The 24,072-nt window shown below is 38.7% G+C and carries 18 protein-coding genes and 1 pseudogene; 12 read left to right on the top strand and 7 right to left on the bottom strand.

From position 1 onward, the window contains the following. The first annotated feature begins 2 nt into the window (after positions 1 to 2). Positions 3 to 836 (top strand): hypothetical protein, encoded by an 834-nt coding sequence (locus MUW56_RS04170; protein WP_292012000.1) that lies wholly within the window; start codon positions 3 to 5, stop codon positions 834 to 836. Between the two features lie 325 nt (positions 837 to 1,161). Here the strand turns inward: MUW56_RS04170 and MUW56_RS04165 are convergent, their stop codons facing one another. After that, positions 1,162 to 2,094: an AraC family transcriptional regulator gene (locus MUW56_RS04165; RefSeq protein WP_292011999.1), complete on the bottom strand. Its 933-nt coding sequence runs from the start codon at positions 2,092 to 2,094 to the stop codon at positions 1,162 to 1,164. A gap of 180 nt (positions 2,095 to 2,274) precedes the next feature. Here MUW56_RS04165 and MUW56_RS04160 point away from each other — a divergent pair, with 180 nt between their 5' ends. The 3 genes from MUW56_RS04160 (at position 2,275) to MUW56_RS04150 (ending at position 5,579) form a co-directional block, all read left to right on the top strand. Beyond that, entirely contained in the window at positions 2,275 to 3,804 is a 1,530-nt protein-coding gene (locus MUW56_RS04160) for an aldehyde dehydrogenase family protein (RefSeq protein ID WP_292011998.1), read from the top strand. Between the two features lie 281 nt (positions 3,805 to 4,085). Further along, positions 4,086 to 5,120, top strand: coding sequence for an alcohol dehydrogenase AdhP (gene adhP / locus MUW56_RS04155; RefSeq protein WP_292011997.1), 1,035 nt, complete (start codon positions 4,086 to 4,088; stop codon positions 5,118 to 5,120). A gap of 75 nt (positions 5,121 to 5,195) precedes the next feature. Further along, the gene (locus MUW56_RS04150; RefSeq protein WP_292015374.1) at positions 5,196 to 5,579 is read left to right on the top strand and encodes a DUF779 domain-containing protein; all 384 of its coding nucleotides are present in this window, start codon (positions 5,196 to 5,198) and stop codon (positions 5,577 to 5,579) included. 78 nt (positions 5,580 to 5,657) lie between these two features. Here MUW56_RS04150 and MUW56_RS04145 read toward each other — a convergent pair whose 3' ends face one another. Beyond that, entirely contained in the window at positions 5,658 to 6,863 is a 1,206-nt protein-coding gene (locus MUW56_RS04145) for a dicarboxylate/amino acid:cation symporter (RefSeq protein WP_292011996.1), read from the bottom strand. Positions 6,864 to 7,176: 313 nt separating this feature from the next. Between MUW56_RS04145 and MUW56_RS04140 the strand changes: the two genes are divergently transcribed. The 4 genes from MUW56_RS04140 to MUW56_RS04125 all read left to right on the top strand — a co-directional run bounded on the left by MUW56_RS04140 (position 7,177) and on the right by MUW56_RS04125 (position 10,450). Beyond that, positions 7,177 to 8,496, top strand: coding sequence for a S8 family serine peptidase (locus tag MUW56_RS04140; protein ID WP_292011995.1), 1,320 nt, complete (start codon positions 7,177 to 7,179; stop codon positions 8,494 to 8,496). 170 nt (positions 8,497 to 8,666) lie between these two features. After that, positions 8,667 to 9,578: a J domain-containing protein gene (locus tag MUW56_RS04135; protein WP_292011994.1), complete on the top strand. Its 912-nt coding sequence runs from the start codon at positions 8,667 to 8,669 to the stop codon at positions 9,576 to 9,578. Between the two features lie 3 nt (positions 9,579 to 9,581). Further along, positions 9,582 to 9,884, top strand: a complete 303-nt coding sequence (locus tag MUW56_RS04130; protein WP_292011993.1) for a chaperone modulator CbpM — start codon at positions 9,582 to 9,584, stop codon at positions 9,882 to 9,884. A gap of 35 nt (positions 9,885 to 9,919) precedes the next feature. Continuing rightward, positions 9,920 to 10,450 carry a hypothetical protein gene (locus MUW56_RS04125; protein WP_292011992.1) on the top strand — a complete coding sequence of 177 codons (531 nt, stop codon included), beginning with the start codon at positions 9,920 to 9,922 and terminating at the stop codon, positions 10,448 to 10,450. Positions 10,451 to 10,535: 85 nt separating this feature from the next. Here the strand turns inward: MUW56_RS04125 and MUW56_RS04120 are convergent, their stop codons facing one another. Beyond that, positions 10,536 to 11,519, bottom strand: a complete 984-nt coding sequence (locus tag MUW56_RS04120) for a PLP-dependent cysteine synthase family protein (protein WP_292011991.1) — start codon at positions 11,517 to 11,519, stop codon at positions 10,536 to 10,538. Positions 11,520 to 11,641: 122 nt separating this feature from the next. Further along, positions 11,642 to 12,871: an FtsX-like permease family protein gene (locus tag MUW56_RS04115; RefSeq protein ID WP_292011990.1), complete on the bottom strand. Its 1,230-nt coding sequence runs from the start codon at positions 12,869 to 12,871 to the stop codon at positions 11,642 to 11,644. Between the two features lie 4 nt (positions 12,872 to 12,875). Between MUW56_RS04115 and MUW56_RS04110 the strand changes: the two genes are divergently transcribed. Then, positions 12,876 to 14,072, top strand: a complete 1,197-nt coding sequence (locus MUW56_RS04110; RefSeq protein WP_292011989.1) for a DUF1343 domain-containing protein — start codon at positions 12,876 to 12,878, stop codon at positions 14,070 to 14,072. On the opposite strand, the gene MUW56_RS04105 is transcribed toward MUW56_RS04110, so the two are convergent. Genes MUW56_RS04105 through MUW56_RS04095 form a run of 3 tightly spaced genes read right to left on the bottom strand, consistent with a single transcriptional unit; the run spans position 14,073 to position 16,094 of the window. Beyond that, the gene (locus MUW56_RS04105) at positions 14,073 to 14,279 is read right to left on the bottom strand and encodes a hypothetical protein (RefSeq protein WP_292011988.1); all 207 of its coding nucleotides are present in this window, start codon (positions 14,277 to 14,279) and stop codon (positions 14,073 to 14,075) included. Positions 14,280 to 14,283: 4 nt separating this feature from the next. Further along, a complete protein-coding gene (locus tag MUW56_RS04100) occupies positions 14,284 to 14,910 on the bottom strand; it encodes a DUF3575 domain-containing protein (RefSeq protein ID WP_292011987.1) in 627 nt (208 codons plus the stop codon). 8 nt (positions 14,911 to 14,918) lie between these two features. Beyond that, positions 14,919 to 16,094, bottom strand: a complete 1,176-nt coding sequence (locus MUW56_RS04095) for a thioredoxin fold domain-containing protein (RefSeq protein ID WP_292011986.1) — start codon at positions 16,092 to 16,094, stop codon at positions 14,919 to 14,921. Between the two features lie 343 nt (positions 16,095 to 16,437). Between MUW56_RS04095 and MUW56_RS04090 the strand changes: the two genes are divergently transcribed. The 3 genes and pseudogenes from MUW56_RS04090 (at position 16,438) to MUW56_RS04080 (ending at position 24,060) form a co-directional block, all read left to right on the top strand. After that, positions 16,438 to 18,021 (top strand): histidine kinase, encoded by a 1,584-nt coding sequence (locus tag MUW56_RS04090; protein WP_292011985.1) that lies wholly within the window; start codon positions 16,438 to 16,440, stop codon positions 18,019 to 18,021. Positions 18,022 to 18,151: 130 nt separating this feature from the next. Next, positions 18,152 to 20,716 carry a zinc-dependent metalloprotease gene (locus MUW56_RS04085; RefSeq protein WP_292015373.1) on the top strand — a complete coding sequence of 855 codons (2,565 nt, stop codon included), beginning with the start codon at positions 18,152 to 18,154 and terminating at the stop codon, positions 20,714 to 20,716. A 6-nt stretch (positions 20,717 to 20,722) separates the two neighbouring features. Further along, positions 20,723 to 24,060, top strand: a pseudogene (locus MUW56_RS04080) (SusC/RagA family TonB-linked outer membrane protein). Positions 24,061 to 24,072 lie beyond the last annotated feature (12 nt).

The following is a 24,072-nucleotide window of genomic DNA, read 5'->3' as shown; positions in this document are numbered from 1 at the left end:
CTATGAAAACTATGAAAAAGTTTACATTTTTAATATTGGCATTTGTTATTTTCTTCTTAAATAGTTGTAAAGATGAAGCCGAAGTTTATGAAGGGCAGCCTTATTTGCATTTTAATAAAGGAGTAAGGTCGGAAGCTATTGTAAAATCAGGAACAGGTTCTACTACGGTTAATCTTGATTTTGGCACAATCCATGCGCTCTCTGGATCAGCACAAGTGAAGCTGGTAGTAGATACAAGTATTTCAAATGCTGTAGAGGGAACGGATTTCCAGATTGTAAATCAAAATTTGACGGTTGATGCTGGTAAAATTGGAGGACAATTCCATGTAAAGTTACTGGAATCGGGAGCAACCGTTGAACCTAAATTTATTGTGTTTAAGTTACAGTCATCATCAATTGCTAATGCAACATTTGATCAGACCTATATCTTAACCTATGCAAAATCCTGTCCGAATTCAGCATTTATTGGTAATGGAATCTTTAAAAATACAGTAGCCAGCTGGTTTAGCGGGGATGTGAATTATACAGTACAGGATTTGGGTGTTACAAATGGCGTAGGAACATTTAAAATTCTTGGTATCTGGGATGATGGTAGCGATATGATATTGAAATATAATCCAGATACTTATATTGTAACCATGCCTGAGCAATCTACGGGTAACCATCCAAGCGCAGGCAGTACTACGTATGGCTCTGATGCCAGTGATGGGACTAAATCAACTTTTAACCCATGTACGAGAGTTTTAAAACTTCGAGTTCATTATTACATAAAAAATAGTAGTGGTCAAATGACAGGTACTTATGGTAATTATGATGAAGTATTTACAGGTCAATAATAAAATATTATATATTTATTTGTAAAATTAGCTCCACATTTACTGAACTGCCCCTAAAAAGCGTCTAGCTTTTCAGGGGCAATTTTTTGTCGGATCATTAAATAGAGCTTAATTTTTAAGAAAAACTATATAGAACAAAAATCATTAAAAACTATCTTTTGATAAGGTAGTAACTTTATAAACGTGATGGTGAGCGGGGTTTTTATAATAAATACGACCACTGTTTTTTGATGCAGGATTTACAATCGACATTTAGAGTGGCTAACGAGAGAAGGAGAACTTTTTACAGAGATCTCTTTTTGTTTTGTATCATCCTCCTAAACAATTATTTTGAAAATATACTTCCGCTTCTTGTCTGATAGCTTTTCGGGGTGACACCCACCAGCTGTTTAAATACTCTGGTAAAGTAATTGGTATCGGAGAAACCTGTCTGGTAAGCTGTTTCTTTAATGCTGTTCTGGTTGGCTAACAGTTCTTTAGCCCTGTTGATTCTTTCCTGCAGGATAAAATCATTAGGAGAAGTTCCCAGTTCGTCTTTAAACATTTTAAAGAAATTGGATTTGCTTACATAGGCAAGTTTTGCAATACTGTCAATAGATAGTTTCTGATGCAGGTTTCTTTTGATATAATCTACTGCAAAACCTATTCTTGATTTATTTTTTACCACATTTTTTTCCACCATGCTTCTGGCCTGGGTTTGCATCAGCCTGATCAGAAGTTCTTTCAGGGCAAAATCGGCCATGATATCTTTTTGAGAATTATCATCCATGGCAATTCTCATGATATTGTTGGTGGCAGAGGCTAATGCTTTGTTATTAAAAAGAAAATATTCATCCAGCTGAATATTCCACTGGGCCGTTTCATCTACTTTCGGGAGGTGATAATTCAGGTAATTCAGAGAATCCTCAATGAATTCGGGATTTAAGCTTAAGGAAATACATTGGGTAGGCGTATCATCTGCTTCAGGAAAATCAATAACCATAGTTTCGCCCGGGGCGACCAATATACTTTCACCCGGGAAATAATCAAAATAATTGGTTTTATTATCCAGCTTCATATGTTTCTTGCCTCTTAACATGGCGGTAAAAGCTATATTTTCGAAATGAAGTTTGACATCGAAAGCCGCTTTATGCGTTTCGTAGATACTGAATTCACAGTTGTTGAGATTGAATTTGGTCTGGTTTTCAATGATGTTCAGCAGTCGGTTCTCCTGTGTTAATTCAGGAGTATTTAATAAATATTTATTATTGTTATTCATTTCTAAATATTTTTAAGAAGCAAGTAACTCAAATATAGAGATTTTGACCGTACGTTGCTGTTAATAAAATTATAAATTTGACTGTCTGCATTATTCTGCACTTTTTTTATACGATTGTGCTATAGGTTTTAGGGCTGTACATGTAATTTGGCATACAACAAAAATGTAAAAAATACTAATATGAGCACAATTACAGAACCTAGATCAGCGACTCTTTTACAGCGTCCGGAGTTTAAACACAGATATGATAATTATATTGACGGGAAATTTACACCCCCAGTTAACGGACAGTATTTTGATGTCGTTTCACCGGTTGATGGTAAGAATTTTACCCAGGTAGCCCATTCATCAAAAGAAGATCTGGAACTGGCGGTAAATGCTGCTGAAAAAGCATTCCAGTCATGGAAAAATACCTCTTCTACAGAAAGAAGTATTATTCTGAATAAAATTGCAGACAGGATAGAGCAGAACCTTGAATACCTGGCGATCGTAGAAACGATTGACAATGGTAAAGCCGTGAGAGAAACACTGGCAGCAGACTTACCGTTGGCGATTGATCATTTCAGGTACTTTGCCTCAGTGATCCGTGCAGAAGAAGGCTCTCATAACGAACTGGACCAAGATACCGTATCTCTGATTGTACACGAACCGCTTGGCGTCATTGCACAGATCATTCCATGGAATTTTCCGATACTGATGGCCGTTTGGAAACTGGCTCCTGCATTGGCAGCCGGAAACTGTGTGGTTTTAAAGCCGGCAGAGAGTACCCCGGTTTCTATTATGGTGCTGATGGAGCTTATCGGCGATCTTCTGCCCGCAGGAGTAGTCAATATTGTGAACGGCTTCGGAGCAGAACTGGGACGGGCGCTGGTAACGAATCCTAAGGTGGCAAAAGCGGCGTTTACGGGTTCTACAGCTACAGGGCGTCTGGTAATGCAGTATGCTACTGAAAATATTATTCCTGTGACACTGGAATTAGGTGGAAAATCTCCGAATGTTTTCTTCAGCTCGGTAATGGATGCTGATGATGAATTCCTGGATAAAGCGATTGAGGGAGCGGTACTTTTTGCCCTGAACCAGGGAGAGATCTGTACATGTCCTTCAAGACTGCTGGTTCAGGAAGATATTGCAGATGCCTTCATCGAAAAAGTAATTGAAAGGGTAAAAGCTATTAAAGTAGGAAACCCATTGGATAAAACGGTTATGATGGGCGCTCAGGCATCCCAGATCCAAAAAGACAAAATCCTTTCTTATATCCGGTTAGGAAAAGAGGAAGGTGCGGAAGTGCTGGTAGGAGGAGAAGTCAATGACCTTGGAGAAGAGCTTGAAAGCGGATACTATATCCAGCCTACCATTTTTAAAGGAAACAACAGGATGAGAATCTTCCAGGAAGAAATTTTCGGACCGGTACTGGCCTTTACCACTTTCAAAGATGAAGAGGAAGCTGTAAAAATTGCCAATGACACCATTTACGGACTTGGAGCCGGAGTATGGACGAGAGATGCACATCAGCTTTACAATATTCCACGCCGGATCGAGGCAGGAAGAGTTTGGGTGAACCAGTATCATTCATACCCTGCAGGAGCTCCTTTTGGAGGGTATAAGCAGTCCGGAATTGGAAGAGAGAATCATAAAATGATGCTTGATCACTATCGCCAGACTAAGAATATGCTGATCTCCTACAACAAGAATAAGTTAGGTTTCTTTTAATATTTATTTAGGACGTGCCCGATTGCCCTGGCCTGGTCAGGGCAAAACGGTCGGGCTATTCAGGGCTTCACTTCGTTTCGGTGCTCCATGATATTCCGCACCGGCTCGTTCCTCGCCGCCCTTCCTATCCCTCACAGGGAAATGCCGCTCCTTCGGGCAGTATCCTGTGATAAACTTTAGATTTTTAAAAGCCAATTGCTGATTTACAAATTTGGCAATACAGAAGTCTGACTCAGAAAATATAATCATCATCATAAAAAACTAAACTCAAAACATACAATATGATCCCAAAAACAATGAAAGCTGCTGTAGTTCAGGGTTATGGCCAGCCACTAAAAATTGAAGAAGTACCGGTAAGAGAACCTGGAAGATATGAAGTTCTCGTAAAAGTAATCGCCTGTGGCGTCTGCCATACAGATTTACATGCTGTAGACGGCGACTGGCCGGCAAAACCTAAAATGCCGCTTATTCCGGGGCATGAAGGAGTAGGAATTGTGGTAGCATGCGGACCGGAAGCTTTCGTAAAAGAAGGAGATGCTGTAGGAGTTCCCTGGCTGTATAGTGCCTGTGGATGCTGCGATTATTGTATAACGGGATGGGAAACACTCTGCGAAGCCCAGAAAAACGGCGGCTATAGTGTGGATGGTGGTTTTGCAGAATATGTTATTGCAGATTCAAGATATGTGGGACATTTAAAATCTGATGTTAACTTCCTGGAAATCGCTCCTATTTTATGTGCAGGAGTAACTGTTTATAAAGGATTGAAAGAAACTGAGACAAAACCCGGAGAATGGGTTGCGATTTCGGGAATCGGAGGATTGGGACACGTCGCAGTACAATATGCCAAGGCAATGGGAATGCATGTTGCAGCCATTGATGTAGCAGATGATAAACTTGACCTGGCCAAAAAACTCGGAGCAGACCTGGTTGTCAATGCAAAAAACACGGATCCGGGAGAATATCTGCATAAAGAAGTCGGCGGAATGCACGGCGCATTAATTACAGCAGTCTCGCCCATTGCTTTCAAGCAGGGAATAGATGTTTTAAGAAGAAAGGGAACCATTGCTCTCAATGGTCTTCCTCCGGGATCTTTTGAACTTCCGATTTTTGAAACCGTTTTAAAAAGAATAACCGTGAGAGGCTCTATTGTGGGAACCAGGAAAGATCTGCAGGAAGCTCTGGATTTTGCCAATGAGGGACTGGTGAAGGCTACTGTAACCTCAGCAAAACTTGAAGAGATCAATGAGGTTTTCGATAAAATGAAGAAAGGGCAGATTGACGGCAGAATCGTATTGGATATTGCCGGCTCAAATTAACCATGATAAGAACTAAGTCCGGCCCGTTTATCGGCCGGACTTTTTAATAACGAAATGAATCGTAATCATAAAACAATGGAAGAAAAAATAGCCAGACTTTCTGCAACAGAAAAGGCTCTTGATGTCATCAGGGAACTGGAAAATAAATATGGTGCACTGATGTTTTATCAGGCAGGAGGATGCTGCGAAGGGACACAGCCCCAGTGTTTTGAAAAGGGCGGCTTTTTCCCAAGAATGAATGATGCCATGATCGGAACAATTAACGGACATGAGTTCTGGATAGACCGCGATCTGTTCGAATATTGGAAATATTCCCATTTTACCCTTGATGTGGCAGATGGATTCGGACCGGGAGGTTTCTCACTGGAGACACCTTTAGGAAAAACATTTAAAGTTCAGTACAGGCTTTTTACTCCGGAAGAATATGAAAATCTGGAGCCCGTAAAACGCAGTGAGTAATCCAACAGGAGAAAAAAGTTAGACGTATTGAACTGGTATGGCTCAGCTATGTTCGTCAAAAGAAAGTTTTCAGATCATTTAAGACGAGACTTTTACAAACCGGTTGACAAACATGGCCGCAACGATATCCCCTACCGCATTCAGAACGGTTGCTAAAGGGTCTACCAGTGTTCCAATGATCATCACGGCAGGGATCGCTTCCTGAGGGAGTTTATACACTGAGATCATTAGCATTTCACCAATATACCCGCCGTTAGGAATTCCTCCGGCCACTATGCTTACAAAAACAGTTATTCCCAGAGCCAGCAATAAATTGGACGGATCAAAAAAGTCTTTTCCAATGATGAGAAAAGCAACATAGATCTTTATAATAGAAGACATGGAAGATCCGTTTTTATGCAATGTCGTACCAATAGGAATAACCAGATTGGCAATAGAATTCGGGATTCCTATTTTGGAGGCGGCCAGCAGGTTTGCCGGCATGGTAGCAAAGCTGCTGCAGGTACTTATGGCGGTAAGGGTAGGATAGATGGCATTTGTCCAGAAATTTTTCACTCCTTTTTGCCCACTGGCCATAAAAGCATACATTGAAAAGAAGACAAGGAAGTATATAATTCCTGCGATATAATAAAGGCCTAAAGGTTTAGCGTAAAAGCCAAAAAGCTGAGGTCCCAAAGTTGCCACCTGATAGGCAAAGTAGGCTCCAAGACCTACAGGAGCCAATTTCATAATTAATAAAAGCAATTCTTTCATCACTTCATATCCGGAAGCGATAAAAACTCTGAAAGGGCCGCCTTTTTCTCCGGTTTTTCGGGCCGCAAAACCGGTCAGAAAAGCAAATATAAGAAGAGCAAGCATATTCTGTCTTGAAAAAAGAGCCGTGAATTCTCCCACGGTGAAAAACCCTACAATTCTGTCACCCCAGGTATCATTATTGGCTGCTTCTGTAATGGCTTCAGAACTTCCGGAAACTCCGGAAACAGGGAAGAGATACACCGCACAGATGGTAAAAACAGCGGCGGTGAGAATGAAGAACAAAAACGTAAGAGCCATAATCAAAATGATTCTTCCGAATTTCGATTGCTGCTCCAAAGAGGCAATAGAATTGGAAACGGCAAAGAATACAAGAGGAACCACACTCACAAAAAGAAGATTAAGGAAAATATCTCCCAAAGGCTTGATGTATTGCACGATACCCGGAGCCGCAATTCCAATAATGCTTCCTACGGTAATCCCTAAAAGTAAAAATAATATTCCTGAATAATTTTTCAATACCTCTTTCATACGGTGTTTTTTATCAAAGATAGGTTTATTTTCTAAGTGTATGAGAGAAATTGAGCAGACTAAGTATGAAATTTATTTATCATATGATTTTAGTGTATTTGTTTAAAATTACACTATTTTGATTGTTAATAATTGAATTTTTTTCTATAAAAATCCAATTTAATGTAAAATAATTAAATTAACTTATATTCATTATTTTTATTTAAAATATGAATTATTGATAATTAAATTGCAAAAATATTGATTTAATTATTTTTTTTATCCAAAATTTGTGATATATTTGTAAAGCACTAATCAAAAAATATTTCAAATTATGAAGAGAAAAAACGAAATTTCGTTATTGTTGATTGCGGCTGCAATCACTGTAAGCTGCAACACTGACAGAGGCAGCGATGTAACCCATTCCAATGAGGTTGCAAATTTAGAGAATACAGCTTCTTCCAATTCTTCCACTCCTATTCCGGGACAGTATATTGTTGTTTTGAAGGATGGTATTCTGGAGGCAAATGGCCTTGCTGTTTCTAAGACAACCACCGAGAACAGGGAAAGCTATTTAAGGAAAAACGGGGTATTATTAGACAAAATGAAAAGTAATAATGATGGATTGAAACTGGGTATCGATAACCAAAAGATTTCTAATGCTTTTGGCTATGCTCTCGAAGGTTTTGTTGCCAAGAATCTTACCGATGCTGAGGTGGAAGTACTTAGAAAAGACGGCAGAATCAAAAGTGTTGAGCAGGATTACTTAATCTCATTAGGAAATCCAAAAGGAAAAGTAGTACAGGCCGCTACACAGGAAACACCATGGGGAATCACAAGAATAGGTGGTGCGGGAGATGGAACAGGGAAAACGGCCTGGGTAATTGATACAGGAATCGATCTGGATCATCCGGATCTCAATGTAGATACCCAAAGAAGCGTTTCTTTTGCAGGAGATAACAATCCGGATGACGGGAACGGGCACGGAACCCATGTTGCAGGAACCATTGCAGCCATTAATAATAGTATTGGAGTGGTAGGGGTAGCTGCAGGTGCCAGCGTTGTTGCCCTGAAAGTTTTGGGGAATGACGGGACCGGAAGTTTTTCATGGACTGTCTCTGCATTAGATTATGTGTATGCTAATGCTTCTACAAATGATGTTGTCAATATGAGTTTAGGCCCTAAGACACGATTTAGAGATTCAGCTACAGAGCAGGCCGTTTTAAAAGTGGCCCAAAAAGGCGTTAAGCTCGCCATTGCTGCAGGTAATTCTTATGACGATGCCAATTATTATTCACCAGCTGCGGTCAATCACGCAAACATTTATACCATTTCAGCAATAGCTCCCGGGGATTTTTGGACAACATTTTCTAATTATGGAACGTGTGTAGACTATGCAGCGCCGGGATATCAGGTGAAATCAACCTGGCTGGCTGGCGGTTATAATACAATTAGCGGAACTTCCATGGCATCCCCGCACGCAGCAGGAATTCTTTTATTAGGAGCTCCAGTAGCAGACGGTTCTGTAAAAGCGGCTTATTGGGAACATAATTATGTTAATTATAGTGGTAATTATGGAGCGACTAATATTTACTCGGCATCATCTTATGTCTATGACAAAGACGGTGTAATTGACAAAATTATTCATAGATAATTATTGGAGTTTTTAACTAAAAGAGAGATGGAATTATTCATCTCTTTTTTTATTGCCCAATTGTATAGTAAGCGCTGCCTAACATTTTTAATGTGTTTTTTCATCTTTTGGGCATTTTGTTGTGTGATTTTCAAAGATAAAATTCATAAATTTGAGTAAACATCGTTTCTATGGCTTATATAGATTACTATAAAATTTTAGGTGTAGATAAAAGCGCAACACAGGATGATATCAAAAAGGCTTATCGAAAGCTGGCACGAAAATTACATCCTGATCTTAACCCTGATGATAAAGAGGCAGAAAGAAAATTCAAGGAACTGAACGAAGCTAATGAAGTACTCAGTAACCCTGAAAACCGTTCCAAATACGATAAGTATGGAGAGCACTGGAAGCATGGCGAAGAATATGAAAAGGCCCAGCAACAGCAAAGGCAATATCAACAGCAACAGAATTATGGAGGAGGATTCTCCGGAGCGGATTTTGGAGAAGGGGAAGATTTTTCAGATTTTTTCCAAAGTATGTTCGGCGGAGCCGGAGGTTTCAGTAAAAGTTCCCGGGGAAGCGCTTCTGGTAAATTTAAAGGACAGGATGTTCAGGCAGAGCTGACTTTGAATTTAAAAGATGCCGCTACCACACATCCGCAAACCTTTGAAATTAATGGTAAAAAGGTAAGGATTACTATTCCTGCAGGAGTGTATGACGGACAGCAGATTAAATTGAAAGGACACGGTAATCCCGGTTATAACGGAGGTCCACACGGAGATCTGTATATCACCTTCAATATTCCTGCTGATCCCGACTTTGAAAGAATAGGTGATGATCTGAAAACCAAAGTCACCATTGATCTTTTTACCGCTGTTTTGGGCGGAGATGTAAAGGTCAATACCCTGAATGGCAGTGTAAATCTCAAAGTGAAACCGGAAACCCAGAACGGAATGACGGTAAGACTCAAAGGAAAAGGCTTTCCTGTTTACAAAAAAGAAGGGCAGCATGGCGATCTTTTTGTAACCTATGAAGTAAAACTGCCGGTAAACCTTACCGAAAAGCAGAAAGAACTTTTTGAACAAATAAAAAATTCCTAGGCTATGAGTGAAAGAATATCACGGGAAGAACTCGTAAGAATTTATAATATAGAAATTACTTTTTTTGATGAGCTTGTAGATTATGGTTTGCTGAACATACAGATTGAAAATAATATTCATTATCTGATGTATGAGGACCTGCCGGAACTTGAAAAGTTTGCCAACTGGCATTATGATCTTGAAATCAACCTTCCCGGCCTGGAAGTTATCCATAATATGCTGAAAAAACTGGATGCTCTGAAAAAGAGAAACAGGGAGCTGATGAACAAACTTTCTGCAATAAGTGATCAATATGAGGATATTTAGTTTAGCTTTGTAGCTTTTTAAAGCTGACTATAATTATGAGTGAGGAAAAGGTGATTGTATTAAGACCTGACAGAAAGACTTTTGAAGATATTTATTTTAGCGGGAACCAGGGGAATTTACTTTTCTCGCCCACCACTAAAAGTAAGACGGTAACAACAATTGTTTCTGCATTTATTGTATTGATTGCATTTCTTTTAAAGGATCGTTTCAGTAAAGACAGTGTGGGAGTTTTATACTTTCTGAGTTTTATATTTCTTCTGTGTGCAGTGTTCCTGTCCGTAAGTGTCAATAAGGTCTCACGATGGAAAAAACAGGTGAACCAATACCTTAATGTACTTGAAAACTGTACAGTATACGAAATCCGATTTGATCATTTGTTTTTTACGGTTACTATCGACGGGGAAAAGGAAACCAGTGAATGGAAAGATTTTGAATATTTTGATTCCAATGAAAACTTTATGACGGTGGAAGGTAAATACAGTTATATGTTTCCAAAAAAATCAATGGGTGAGAAAGATTATAATCTGCTCAAAAAAACACTGAAAGACCATATCAATAATAAATAAAAAAATCAGAGCAAACGCTCTGATTTTTATTTTATAGTAAAAGTAAATGTGCTACCCGCTTTTTTACGTTTTCTTCTTTAGCTTATTATTCCAGCCATCCCATTTCTTTCATCCACTCATCGTTGTAGATCTTTCCTACATATCTTGAACCGTGGTCATGAAGTAAAACGACAATGATGTCATCTTTTGTAAACTGATCTTTCATCTGAATCAAAGAAGCAATAGCGCTTCCTGCAGAATATCCACAGAAAATACCTTCTTCTTTAGCCAGTTTCCTTGCATAGATGGCTCCGTCTTTATCCGTTACTTTTTCAAAATGATCAATGACAGCCATATCATAGTTTTCAGGAATGATATCTTCTCCGATACCTTCTGTAATATAAGTATAGGCATGATCATAGTGAAGTTCTCCGGTTTCATGGAATTCTTTCAGAATAGATCCGTAGGTATCCACTCCAATCACTTTAATATCCGGATTTTTTTCTTTGAAGAAAGTTCCACATCCCGTAATCGTACCTCCTGTTCCGGCACCTACTACAAAGTGAGTCAGCTTTCCTTCCGTCTGTTCCCAGATCTCAGGAGCTGTAGATTCATAATGGGCAGCTCTGTTGGATAAGTTGTCATATTGGTTTACATACCATCCGTTTTCTGTTTCTTTAGCCAGCCTTTTAGATACTGAATAATAAGAACGCGGATCAGTAGGTTTCACATCGGTAGGACAAACAATTACCTCAGCACCTACCGCACGAAGAATATCACATTTCTCTTTTGACTGCTTGGAGTTGGTTACAAAAATACATTTGTAGCCTTTGATAATAGCAGCAAGGGCTAATCCCATGCCTGTATTTCCTGAAGTTCCCTCGATGATGGTTCCTCCGGGTTTTAATCTGCCTTCTTTCTCGGCATCTTCTATCATTTTAAGAGCCATTCTATCCTTTACAGAATTTCCAGGGTTGAATGTTTCTACTTTTGCTAAAACCAGTGCCGGAAAATCTTCTCCCAACACATTGTTAAGTTTTACCAACGGTGTATTACCTATAGTTTCAAGAATATTTTTTGCGTATTTCATAAATGTTTTATATGCAGTGCAAAGATAAGGCTTTTAAAATTATCTTACTTGGGTAGCGGAAGGACAAAACAAATTAAAAGCCCTTTGGAAATAGCTCTGAATTGGCCGTTAATCCCTTATTATTAATTATACTTAATAGCTTTTACCGGCGAAATCTTACTGATCAGGTAGCTCGGAATAATCAATGCAAATCCTGATATCAGCAAAATTCCCAATGAAATAGAAATAATGGCAATAGGATTAAGATCTACCGGAACTGTACTCACATAGTAATTTTCAGGGTTAAGTTTAATGATTCCAAAGAATTTCTGAATCAGAATAAGCCCTAATCCAATGGCATTTCCATATAAAAGCCCGGGAATCATAATGATAAGGGTGTAGTTGATAAAGGTAGCCCTGATCTGGGAATTGCTGGCTCCCAATGTTTTAAGGAGGCCTATGGAATTTGTTCTTTCAATGATAAGAATCAGGAGAACCATGATGATATTAATGACCACTACGATCAGCATAATAATGATGATCAAAGCAATATTCGTGTCAAAAATGCTGATCCAGTCGGTGATTTGTGGAAATTTTTCTGTTGCTTTTTCAGCGTAGTTTTTATAGCCGATCAATTTTTCAATATCCGGGAAATCCTTGTCGATGTCGTTTACATCTTTCAGGAAAATGTCAAGACCGCCAATTTCATCAGGCTTCATATCCTGGATCTTTCGGACATGATTAATTCCTCCAATAACAAATTGCTCGTCAATCATTTTGATGTCGGTTCTATAGATTCCAAGGACACGGAATTTACGGTAAATTGGTTTTTGATCTGACTTTAAAAATACCGTGACAATACTGTCATTGATCTTGAGGTGCAGGTCATTGGCTATTTTTTGTGAAATAGCAACATCATTATTGAATCCTACTTCTGTAACTTTTGGAGTGGTACCCGCCACTAAGAATTTCTTAAACCGGAGGCTGTCAAAATCTTTTCCAATTCCTTTAAATATAATGCCTGCAAAATTGTGCTCATTCCGCATGATACCGGTAACGGTTGCATATTTTTGAATGCTTTCCACATCGGGAAGTTCTTTGATCTTCGGAATATGTAATCCCTGATTGTCAAGTACCGAAGTAATATAAGAAGAATTGGACCGTGTAGATCTTACCGTAATATGACCGCTGAAATCTGCCAGTCTTTCTTTAATAGCCTTTTTAGAACCAAAACCAGTGGCAACGGTAATCAGGGAAACAATAATTCCTAGCGCAACGGAAAGCCTGCCAATGAAGATGATAACTCTTGAAAGGTTATTTTTGTTATCTTTGGAAAATGCTATTTTTCTAGAGAAATATAAAGGAAATTTCAAGCTTATGAATTTAGATTTCAAAATTAAAAATTTACTTCTTATTTGCCTAATTTTTTTAGGAGGAATCAATCAATATTATTCTCAAACTCAAGATCAACCGGATTTCAAGACCGGGGCAGACCAGCCTGAATTGTATTTACCATTGTTGAAAAATAAGACGGTGGGCGTAGTGACTAATCAGACGGGATTGATGAAGGACAGAATTCACCTGGTAGACTTTTTAGTAAAGAATAATATCAACGTTAAAGCTATTTTTGCTCCGGAACATGGGTTCAGAGGTGAGGCAGATGCCGGCGCCAAAGTGAAAAACGGGGTAGATGTTAAAACCGGAATTCCTATTATTTCTTTATATGCCAGTAATAAAAAACCAAAGCCTGAACAGCTAAAGGGAATTGATATTGTCGTTTTTGATATTCAGGATGTGGGCGTGAGATTCTATACTTATATTTCTACTTTAACTTATCTGATGGAGGCTGGCGCTGAAAATAATGTTGAGGTAATGGTACTGGACCGTCCTAATCCGCATGACGGTTATACAGACGGGCCCGTTTTGAAAAAGAAATGGACCAGTTTTGTCGGGATGCATGAAGTTCCGGTAGTATATGGGCTGACCATAGGAGAATACGGAAAAATGGTGAATGGCGAAAAGTGGCTTAAAGATGGTGTGCAGGCTAAATATACCCTGATTCCGATGAAAAATTATCATAAAAAACAACGGTATCAGATATCGGACAGACCTTCACCGAATTTGCCGAATGATAAAGCGATCAACCTATATCCAAGTTTATGTTTTTTTGAAGGAACCCAGGTTTCTGTAGGAAGAGGTACGGATCTGCCTTTCCAGATGTATGGTTCTCCATGGACAGAAGGATTGCCTTACCAGTTTACTCCAAAACCTAATTTTGGGGCTAAAGATCCTTTCCTGAACGGTAAATTATGTTACGGTGAGAATCTTTCGAATTATCCGAAAGATTTAAGAGAGCTGAACCTTGAATGGGTGATCAAAGCATACCAAAGTTATAAAAATCCCCAGCAGGATTTCTTTTTGAAAAACTTATGGTTTGATACACTGTCCGGAACTGATGAACTGCGAAAACAAATCATGGCAGGGCGATCAATTCCGGAGATTAGGGCATCATGGAAAGAAGGGTTGAATAATTTTGAAAAAATCAGAACCCGGTATATTGTGTACGAAGATTAATCAATCAAAATGTTGGGGCGGGTTTTTGTCATTTTTCCCTCTGTTTAAGATGAAAAGACCAATAGTTAATCCTACAACTCCTGCAAAAGCCGTTAATAAGGCTCTCTGCAGTTTATCAGGAAGATCATTCCCGATATAGTTCATTAAAAAAAGGATCACAAAAGTGATCACTGAAATGATAATATGATTTTTACCGAATGGTTTCATTGTATTATTTTAATTTGTAAGAGATCATGATACCGCCTCTGTATGGGATAATTTCTCCACTTTTATTAAGGCCGGTTGCCTGGTCATAGCGCTTACCTGTAGTGCGGTCATAACCTTTATAAAAGCTTTGGGATGTTCCGACAGTACCGTAAATGTCAAGATTCCATCGTTCAGATAACTGAAACTGATACCCTGCTGTGACGCCTAGCAAAATAGAGTATCCTTTCTGGTGAAGATTGGAGTTGACAAAAGTTTCTCCATTATCATTCACATGTATTGTGTCATTCCAATAGTTCCATTTCTGGACGTTGTACGCTGCAAAGCCAAGGTTAGCGCCTATATACCAGTGTTTGAAGGCTTCCTGAAAATAATATCTCCCTTCAACGGAAGCAGAATAATACTGAAGCTCATGTCCTGCGAACGACTTCCAGGGGGAAATAAAAACATCTCCCTGGAGGGTATACTTAGAACTTAACTGCTTTTCTGCCCCTACATTTAAGATACCGATTGGAGCAAACAGCGCATTTCCCTTTATGTATAAACTTTTATCCTGTCCCTGCTCCTGCTCCTGGGCGCTTAGAGTTCCTACAGATAAGAACGCTAAAACACCTGTCAATAATTTATATTTCATCAGTAATGTTATTTTATTTGGCTTAATAATTCTTCAGCCAGTTTTGAATCTTTATGGGTCTGAGTTGCTATATTCCTAGACATTTCTGCATAGTTTTTTGCCATATCTTTATTTCCTGTTACAAAGTAGAGTTTGGCAAGAATATAGGTGTTCTCTGATGTTTCACCTCTCATGACGGACTTTTCTGCCCATTCAGTTGCTTTCTTTAATGAAGCCGGTGTTTTGATATGATCACTGAACACCCATGCTGCTCTTAAGAGCTCATTGGGTTCAAATGAATCTGAATTTTTATAATATTCCAATGCCGCCTTTTCAAATTCCGGGAAATTAGCATTTTGCTCATAATAGCTCAGTTTGGTCTGATTGAGTTTTGTGATTGCGGCCTCTTTTCCAACCAGAGGTTCAGCTGCTTTCATGAATTGCTCATCATTGATTCTTCTATTCTTTTCATCAATGGACTGCTCTACGATTTTGGCCAGTTTCAGCTGTGCATCAAATTCCCTGTATGTTTCTTCCGGCAGAAACTGGATGATTTCATCTTTTCTGGCTGTGAAGACATTGTAATTATGGTCCTCTGTTGATTTAACAAAGTATAGCAGCAGACCTATTTCCTCTTTTGAAAGTTTTTCCGTCTTTTTCTTAGTATCAAAGTATCTTTCAGACGCTTTTTTTGCAAAATCATAATCACTGCTGGAGTTCAGTTTCATGATGTTGATCAGGAATTCGGGGTCTTTGTCTCCGCTGGCAAAGCGTTCTTTCAGAGATCCTTTTTTATTACCCGGAGAATTGATATCCTGAGCCATGGTTACAAAGAGACCTGCATCCATATAACCTGTATTTTGCGAAACAAGTTCTCCCTCACCATTTAAAAAAAGATAGGTAGGATAGGAACGCACACCATACTTGGCCGCAATTTCTCTTCCTTCTCCTTTTTCCATATCAAATCTTGCATTAACGAAGCTGGTATTGAAATAATCACCAACGGTTTTTTGAGTAAATACATTTTTCTCCATCAGTTTGCATGGGCCGCACCATGAAGCATAGGCATCAATAAACACCAATTTCTTTTCTTTTTTAGCTTTTGCAATAATGTCTTTGAATGGTATATCCTGAAACTGTATAGCTTCCTGGGCTGAGATAATGACGGTACAAAAAATAGATATCCCGGAGATGATCTTCTTCATTTTCAAATAAGATTTGTAGGCGAAGATAAATAATTTTCAATATATAAAAGGTTGATTCTGCTGCTCAGTATATCATATTAACTAATTTTAAGACTTCCGGCATTTGGCATTCATGACTGTTTACAGGAGGGTTTTCTATACTTTATGTCGATGAAATTTCTAAGATAGAAATGGGTGCAGAGAAAAAAATCAGCGGTATTTTTAATTCACTTTTCGGTCCTGAAATCTTTGTTATATTTTTGCAAACGAATAAATTATCTGCAGAAGAAGTCATAAAAGAGTTCCGCTTAGCCTAAGTATGGTCCCGTCTTTCTTTCAAAGAAAATTAAGAATATAGAATACATTGAAGATTAACTTTAAACACGCTTTATCCAAAAAATCCATTTATATTACTGCTTTGTCTGCCTGTCTGATTGCTGTGGCAGCATTTGCTGTCTTGAGCCTTTTAATTACAGAAGACAGCCGTAAAAATACTGATGATTTTGCAAAGAAAACGTTCTTTAGAAAATATGAATCGATAGAACATGAGTTCAGAAATATTGAAGATTATCAGTATCTGCTTCGTGCGCTGATCCAGAAAGACGGTCTGAAGAATTATAAAGACTATTCTTTAGTTTTAAATGATTTAAACAAAAAAAGAAATCTGCTGCCTTACAGCTGGTATTATTACGAAAATACCGCTTCAGGAAAGTCAGAGAGCAATAATCCGTTATCCGATATTTTCAAAAAGAAAGAGTATAAAGAATCCTCTATTGCTATAAATAATAATGGCCCCGGACATTTTAAAGATCTTTTGATAAGCAAAAGAGACAGTATGTATTGGGTAAGCTATGATTCTCTGGTACTGCCAGACAAAAACAAACTGTATTATGGCTCTACAGTAAGTCTGGATGATCTTCATCAGTATTTTATCAATGTAGACAAAAGTTCTAATACTTATGCGTATGTTTTTACCAAAGAAGGAATTTGCATCACCCATCCTGAGAAGAAATACATCGGGAAGAATATTTTTGACTTTACGGATATTAAACCAAATGACACTTTAACCAGGAAAACTGAAGCCGGATATACCAAAGGAACCGCGATCTCAGAATACCTTGGAGTGGAGGTGACACGATTTATAAAACCATTAAAAACAGATAATTTTGACGGATACACAGTCGTGAATCATGTTAATTTTATTATCGATGAAAATATCAGCAAGATAAAAACCTATACCGTCTATATTTTTCTTGCCGCCTTATTCCTTATTGTAACGGTCTTTATTTTATTCCAGAGGGCAACCAATCTAGCCTATCAGGAAAAAGAAAAAATACAGTCTGAGAAGAACTATCTTCTTATTGAGAACGAAAAAATGCATAAAGCGGAAGTCATTAACCAGCTGCAACAGCTGAAAAATAATATCAATCCGCATTTTCTTTTCAATTCGCTCAATTCTCTTTATATGCTGATCGGTATCAATAAAGAGAATGCCCGGAAATTTACCATGAATCTTTCAAAGATTTACAGGTATCTTATTGTGCCTCCTAAAGAAAATATTGTTCCCGTTTCTCAGGAAATTAATTTTATACAGCAGTATATGGAGCTTCTGAAAAGCAGGTTTGATGAAGAGTTGAGTTTTGAGCTGATTATTAATGCTCCCGGAAGTTTGGAAAAACGGATTCCTTATTTGTCCCTCCAGATCGTAACTGAAAATGCGATAAAGCACAATATAGCAACCATAGATCAGCCTTTAGCGATTCTCATTACCGTAGAAGAGGACGGAATCATTGTAAAGAATACCTGGCAGCCCAAAACGGAGCCTGTCCAGGGAGAGAAATTCGGGATTGATTATTTGAATCAAATTTATGGATATTTTAAGAATAATTTTCTTAATATTTCTGTAGATGGTGAATATTTCATATGTTTTTTGCCATTAATGAAGTGAAAATAAAAATCCACTCACTCCCGAAAAATCACCTCTCACTCCCTAACACTGTTTATATAATTTTCGATACCTATAGCTTTGCTGGCTGAAACTAAGATATTTACTATTTGGAATGAATCGGACTATTTTAATGAAGAATTACAGGCTGGCACTGTATTTAGGACTTGCTATGGCTTCGCCGGCAGTTCTGGCTCAGAAAAAAGATACTGTAAAAACGGCTAAAGAGAAAACTGATAAAACAGATGTTTCGTCGAAGAAAACAAAAAAAATTGAAGATCTGATCAAAAAAGGGACTTATAAAAAAGGGCTTTTTAATACGATCCAGGTAAAAACGGATATTTATTTTGAAATTCCCGACAGTTTAATGGGGCGTCAGTTTTTGGTGGTTAATAAACTTTCTCAGGTACCGATGCAGGTGAATGAGGCAGGGTTGAATAAAGGAATGAATTATGAGAATAAGATCATTTCTTTTCACCGGGATACCGTTGCTAAAAAAGTATGGGTTAAAACTTCGGTGGCGAAAGTGTCTTCCCCTCAAAATGATGCCATTACAAAATCTGTAAAAGATAACTTTTCAGAATCTGTTATCGAAGTTTTTGATATTGAGGCTCAAAATAATGATTCTACCGCTGTAGCAATTAAAGTGAACAAAGTTTTTGATGGAAATCAGAAAAGTTTTAATGATGTTTTGGCGAATGTAGGTCTGGGAGGATCTGTTAAATCAAGTCTTTCTTATATTGAAGGCGTAAAGACATTTCCTCGGAACCTTGTTGTGAAATCTCAATTGTCTACGTCTGTGAACGAAGGAGGAGTTGATCTGCCTGTAACCCTTGGGGTGACAACAAATCTTGTATTGCTTTCCAGGACGCCAATGAAGCCGAGAATAGCCGATCCTAGAGTAGGATTTTTCACTGAAAAGCACTGGTCTTTTAACGACCGTCAGCAGAAAATGGATGAAAAATTCTTCATTACCAAATGGAATTTAGAGCCTAAAGACGAAGATAAAGAAAGGTATTTGAAAGGAGAACTTGTAGAGCCTAAAAAACCGATTGTTTATTATATTGATCCTGCAACACCAAAGCAATGGCGTGAAAAAATTATCGCAGGTGTTCATGACTGGCAGGTCGCTTTCGAACAAGCTGGTTTTAAAAATGCTGTAGTGGCCAGAATGCCGGATGAAAAGGATGAAGATTTTGATATTGACGATGTACGATACTCGGTGATTACCTATGCGGCTTCCCCTAAGTCCAATGCAATGGGACCTTCTGTAGTGGATCCGAGAAGTGGTGAGATTATAGAAGCTGACATCATCTGGTGGCATAATGTAATGACTTCCCTTCATGACTGGATGAGAATTCAGACGGGGCCTATCGACCCGAAAGCCAGAGGAAATAAGTTCAGTGATGAGCTTATGGGAGAAGCCATTAGATTCGTTTCATCCCATGAGGTGGGACATACTTTTGGGCTGAAGCACAATATGGGAGCTTCATTTGCATTCCCGGTAGAATCCCTTCGTTCCAAGGAATTTACTGATAAAATGGGTGGGACGGCACCCTCTATTATGGATTATGCACGCTATAATTATGTAGCTCAGCCTGAAGATGGAGTTACTGCCATCACTCCAAAAATCGGGATTTATGATAAATATGCGATTGACTGGGGGTATCGTTGGTATCCTGACGAATTCTCTGAGAAAAAAGCATTGAGAAGTTTAATAGAAAAACACGAGGATGATCCTCTGTATTTTTATGGTGAACAACAAAGTTATTTAGAAACAATTGACCCGCGTTCGCAATCTGAAGATTTAGGTGATGATGCGATGAAGGCCAGTGAGTATGGGATGAAAAACCTGAAAATTGTTGTAGATAATCTTTTAAAATGGACGTATGAAGATGGTAAAGATTATACGGATGCGGGGAAATTGTATTTGGGAGCCATAGGGCAGTGGGATTTATATACGGGCCATGTGATGGCGAATGTAGGAGGAATTTATCTGAACAATACGGTTTTTGGAAATAAGAAAAAAGCGTACGAAGCAGTACCTGCCGATATTCAAAAAAGAGCTGTTGATTACCTTGTTAAAAATGCCGTCAACCTTCCGGAGTGGTTATTTTTTAATCCGATCACAGAGAAAACTTATCCTGTTAAGAATTCACCGGTGGGACCGTTCGAACAGACTCCCTATACTTTAGCGAGAGGAATGCAGTATGCCAATATATATTCCCTGTTTATGGATGACAGACTGCTAAGGCTGCTTGAAAATGAGTTAAAACATGAGGTTTCAGGTTCGAAAGAAGAAATCTATACAGTTGAGAATTTATTTGATCAGGTAAGAAGTGCTATTTTCAATAAAAAGGGCAGTCTGACTATTCTTGAAAAGATGACGCAGAAAAACTATGTGGATGCCCTGATCGTTTCTGTCAATAAATTATTTGAAAAAACTGCAGTGAAGGGATTGAAGGTAGACAATACTCTGAACATGCCGCTGATCTGTAATTTCCATGAAGAAGACAGCAATCTTAGAAACATTAATTATTCATCGATGAAAAGAGTATCTGAAGTGACTACTTATAAAAGAGCGGAGCTTCAGAAGGTACTGGACCTACTGAACAGAACCAGATATAAAGGAGATGATGCCTCAAGGGCTCATTATACAGACTTAATTATCCGTATTGAAGAGGCTTTAAACAAATAATCAGCTATGAAAAAAACTCTAATACTTTTACCTCTTTTGGCTGCTAATATTGTGTTAGCCCAACAGAAGAAAACCATCACAGGTAAGGTCCAGGACGGCAATACCTCACAAATCATCGCAGGAGCATCCATTAAAATTGAAACACAATCCGTTTCTGCAAAAACCAACCAGAAAGGAATTATTGAAAGTGTTTCAATAGGTACCGTTACTGATAAGAATGGAAAATTTGTTTTAGACATTCCTGCAGATACAAAGTCTGTATTGGTCAGCTATCTTGGATATGAATCCAGACTGATTCAGATCGATGAAGAACAGACCAACTATAATATTACATTGATGCCTGCCGGTGAGGTTTCTGATAAAAATAAAATCCAGGAAGTCATCATTACCGGATATCAGAAAATTGAAAAGCGCAAGCAGACCTCAGCGGTTTCTACGGTGAAGATGGATAATATTACCCAGGCAGGTGTTGCCAGCGTGGATCAGATGCTTGCGGGACAGATTGCGGGAGTTGCCGTAACTCCTGAAACCGGTGCTCCGGGAAGTCCTGCCAAAATCAGGATCAGAGGAACGGCTTCCCTATCCGGACCGCAGGATCCGTTATGGGTGATCGATGGTCTTCCGTTAGAAGGAAATGATGTGCCTAATTTCACGGATAAGGACAATATTGACCAGCTTCAGAATTTTTCTATCGCAGGGCTGAATCCTAATGATATTGAAGATATTACCATTTTAAAAGATGCCGCTGCTACTGCAATTTATGGAGCCAGAGCTGCCAACGGGGTTATTTCTATTACCACGAAAAAAGGGAAAAGAGGAAGCATGAAATTAAATTTCTCAGCAGATACTTTTGTCACAGCCCGTCCTGATTTTAGTAAACTTAATCTTTTGAATGCCTCTGAAAAAGTTGACCTTGAATTAATGCTTGCTCAACGTGCCGACCTAACGTATCGTGCCGATAAAGGGGAGGTCATGAGAATTCTAACGAAAAACGGGCAGCTTGATACTTTTAGAAACGGCGGTTTAGATGCACTGAATGCGTCAACACTTCAACAGATTAACGGGTTACGAAATAACAGCACGGATTGGGGTAAACTGTTGTACAGAAATGCGATCAACAGACAGTACGGATTAAGTATTTCCGGAGGTAGTGACCGCTCAGATTACTATTTCTCATTAGGATACTATGATGAAGAAGGGACAACGATAGGCACCGGTTTTAAACGATATAACCTGACTTTAAAAAACAATTATAAATTAAGCGATAAGCTGAATGCAGGAATCTCTATTTTTGGAACCCAAAGTGAGCGTGAATCGTTTGTGACAGACGCTGACGCTTCGATCAGCCCTGTAAATTATTCAAGAAATGCCAATCCTTATCTGAAGCCTTTCAATGCAGACGGAAGTTACAACTATGATAAAGATATAGATGGTTTTGATGATAGATATATTCCTTTCAATTTTCTTGAAGAAAGAGAAAATACAAGCTATACCCTGAAAAACAATTCACTGAAAGCGATTTTGGATTTAGAATATAAGGTTTCAAAAAGCTTGAGGTTTACTTCACAGTTGGGCGTTCAGTACGATGGCAATAAAACGGAGAAATATGCCGCTGAAAATACATATTTCACCAGAAAAATGAGAGAAGGTACCCGTTATTATAAAGACGGTGGCTACCACTATTTCCTACCGGCAGGGGCGGTAAAGCAAAACTGGGATAATGACTTCTTTCAGTACAACTGGAAATTGCAGGGAACCTACAGTACAAAAATCAATTCAGTGCATGAAATTGATCTGATGGCGGGAACGGAAATCCGTAAAACTGAAGATAATACTACCGTTACCAGAGCGTTCGGGTATGATCCTACAACGAGAAGAGCTACTGCCATTGTTTTTCCGAACTCAAGCTTTGCATCGGATAAGAGATATGAAACTTACCGTGAAATGCCTCCGATAGAGAATGCATATGCTTCCATGTTTGCTACGGCTTCTTATACCTATGATCAGAAATATACTTTCTTCGGAAGTGTGAGATATGACGGTACCAATTTGTTCGGAGTAAACAAAAAGTATAAATATCTTCCGATTTGGGCGGTTTCAGGATCATGGCTGGTGACAAAGGAAAACTTCATGAAAAATATTTCTGCGGTTTCTAACCTTAGATTAAGAGCTTCCTATGGTCTTCAGGGAAATATAGACCGTAATACTTCTCCGTTCTTCATCGGAGAATACAGTGACGCGACTATTCTTCCGGGAATGAAAGAAGGGATTATTAATGTAATCAGCCCCCGAATGATAAGCTTCGCTGGGAAAAAACCACCAATGTCAACCTTGGGCTTGATCTTGGATTATTCCAGAACCGTATTAACCTTACTGCGGATATCTACAGCAGAAAAGGTACGGATATGATCAGTATGAAAGAAACTCCGCTTGAAACAGGGTTTGAATATACGATGATGAACTGGGGAAGCTTAACCAACAAAGGTTTTGAATTGGCATTATCTACCCGAAATATCAATCATGACAATTTCAAATGGTCAACCACCATTAACTTTGCCCATAATAAGAGCAGGGTACTTAGCGAGCAGCCCCGTGACAATTCTTTCCTTCCTTCCAGAGAAGGTCTTCCTGTGAATGCTGTTTTTGCCTTAAAAACGGCAGGAATGGATGAACATGGAAACCCAATGTTCTGGAAAGGAAATGAAAAAATATCAGCGGTAGAATTCTTTAAGCTGTATGACGTGTATGCAGATTTTCTTCCGGGACAGCTTGTGGATACGAAACTTACCAATGCAGAGCTGAGAAGCCTTTTCACTTATGTAGGGGATAGAGATCCGAAGTTTACCGGAGGGATCATCAATACTTTTAAGGTACGTAATTTTGACTTTACAGTCTCTGCAACTTTTAATCTGAAGCAGACCGTAATGAGAACACCTTCTTACCGTGGAATGGAGCTGGACAGAGGAAGAAACTATACAAAGGATATCTATGAGGCGGGATCTTCACTTCCGGGGATTACAAGTCCCGATATGGATGCCAATCCGGACGGATGGATGGCCAATAAATGGTTTGCCGGAAACCGCTCAAGTGCTTACAGCCTGCTTGATGTTTGGGCAAAAGAAATCAGTTATGTAAGAATCAGCAGTATCCGTTTAGGATATACGCTTCCTAAAGAATTTACAAGTCCTATGGGAATCAGCAGCCTGAGACTGAGTATTGAAGGGCGTAACCTGTTCGTATTCAGTAATGGCTATAAAGGGTATTTTGATCCGGAAACGTACGGTAATATTTATGCACAGCCTATAACAAAGTCGGTTACCGTAGGATTTAATATTTCTTTTTAAAACTTGAAAAAA

Origin of the sequence: Chryseobacterium sp. (assembly GCF_022869225.1) — a bacterium.
Classification (GTDB): Bacteria; Bacteroidota; Bacteroidia; order Flavobacteriales; family Weeksellaceae; genus Chryseobacterium.
Note: the sequence above shows the minus strand (reverse complement) of the source record. Positions and strands in the feature narration are given on the sequence as shown.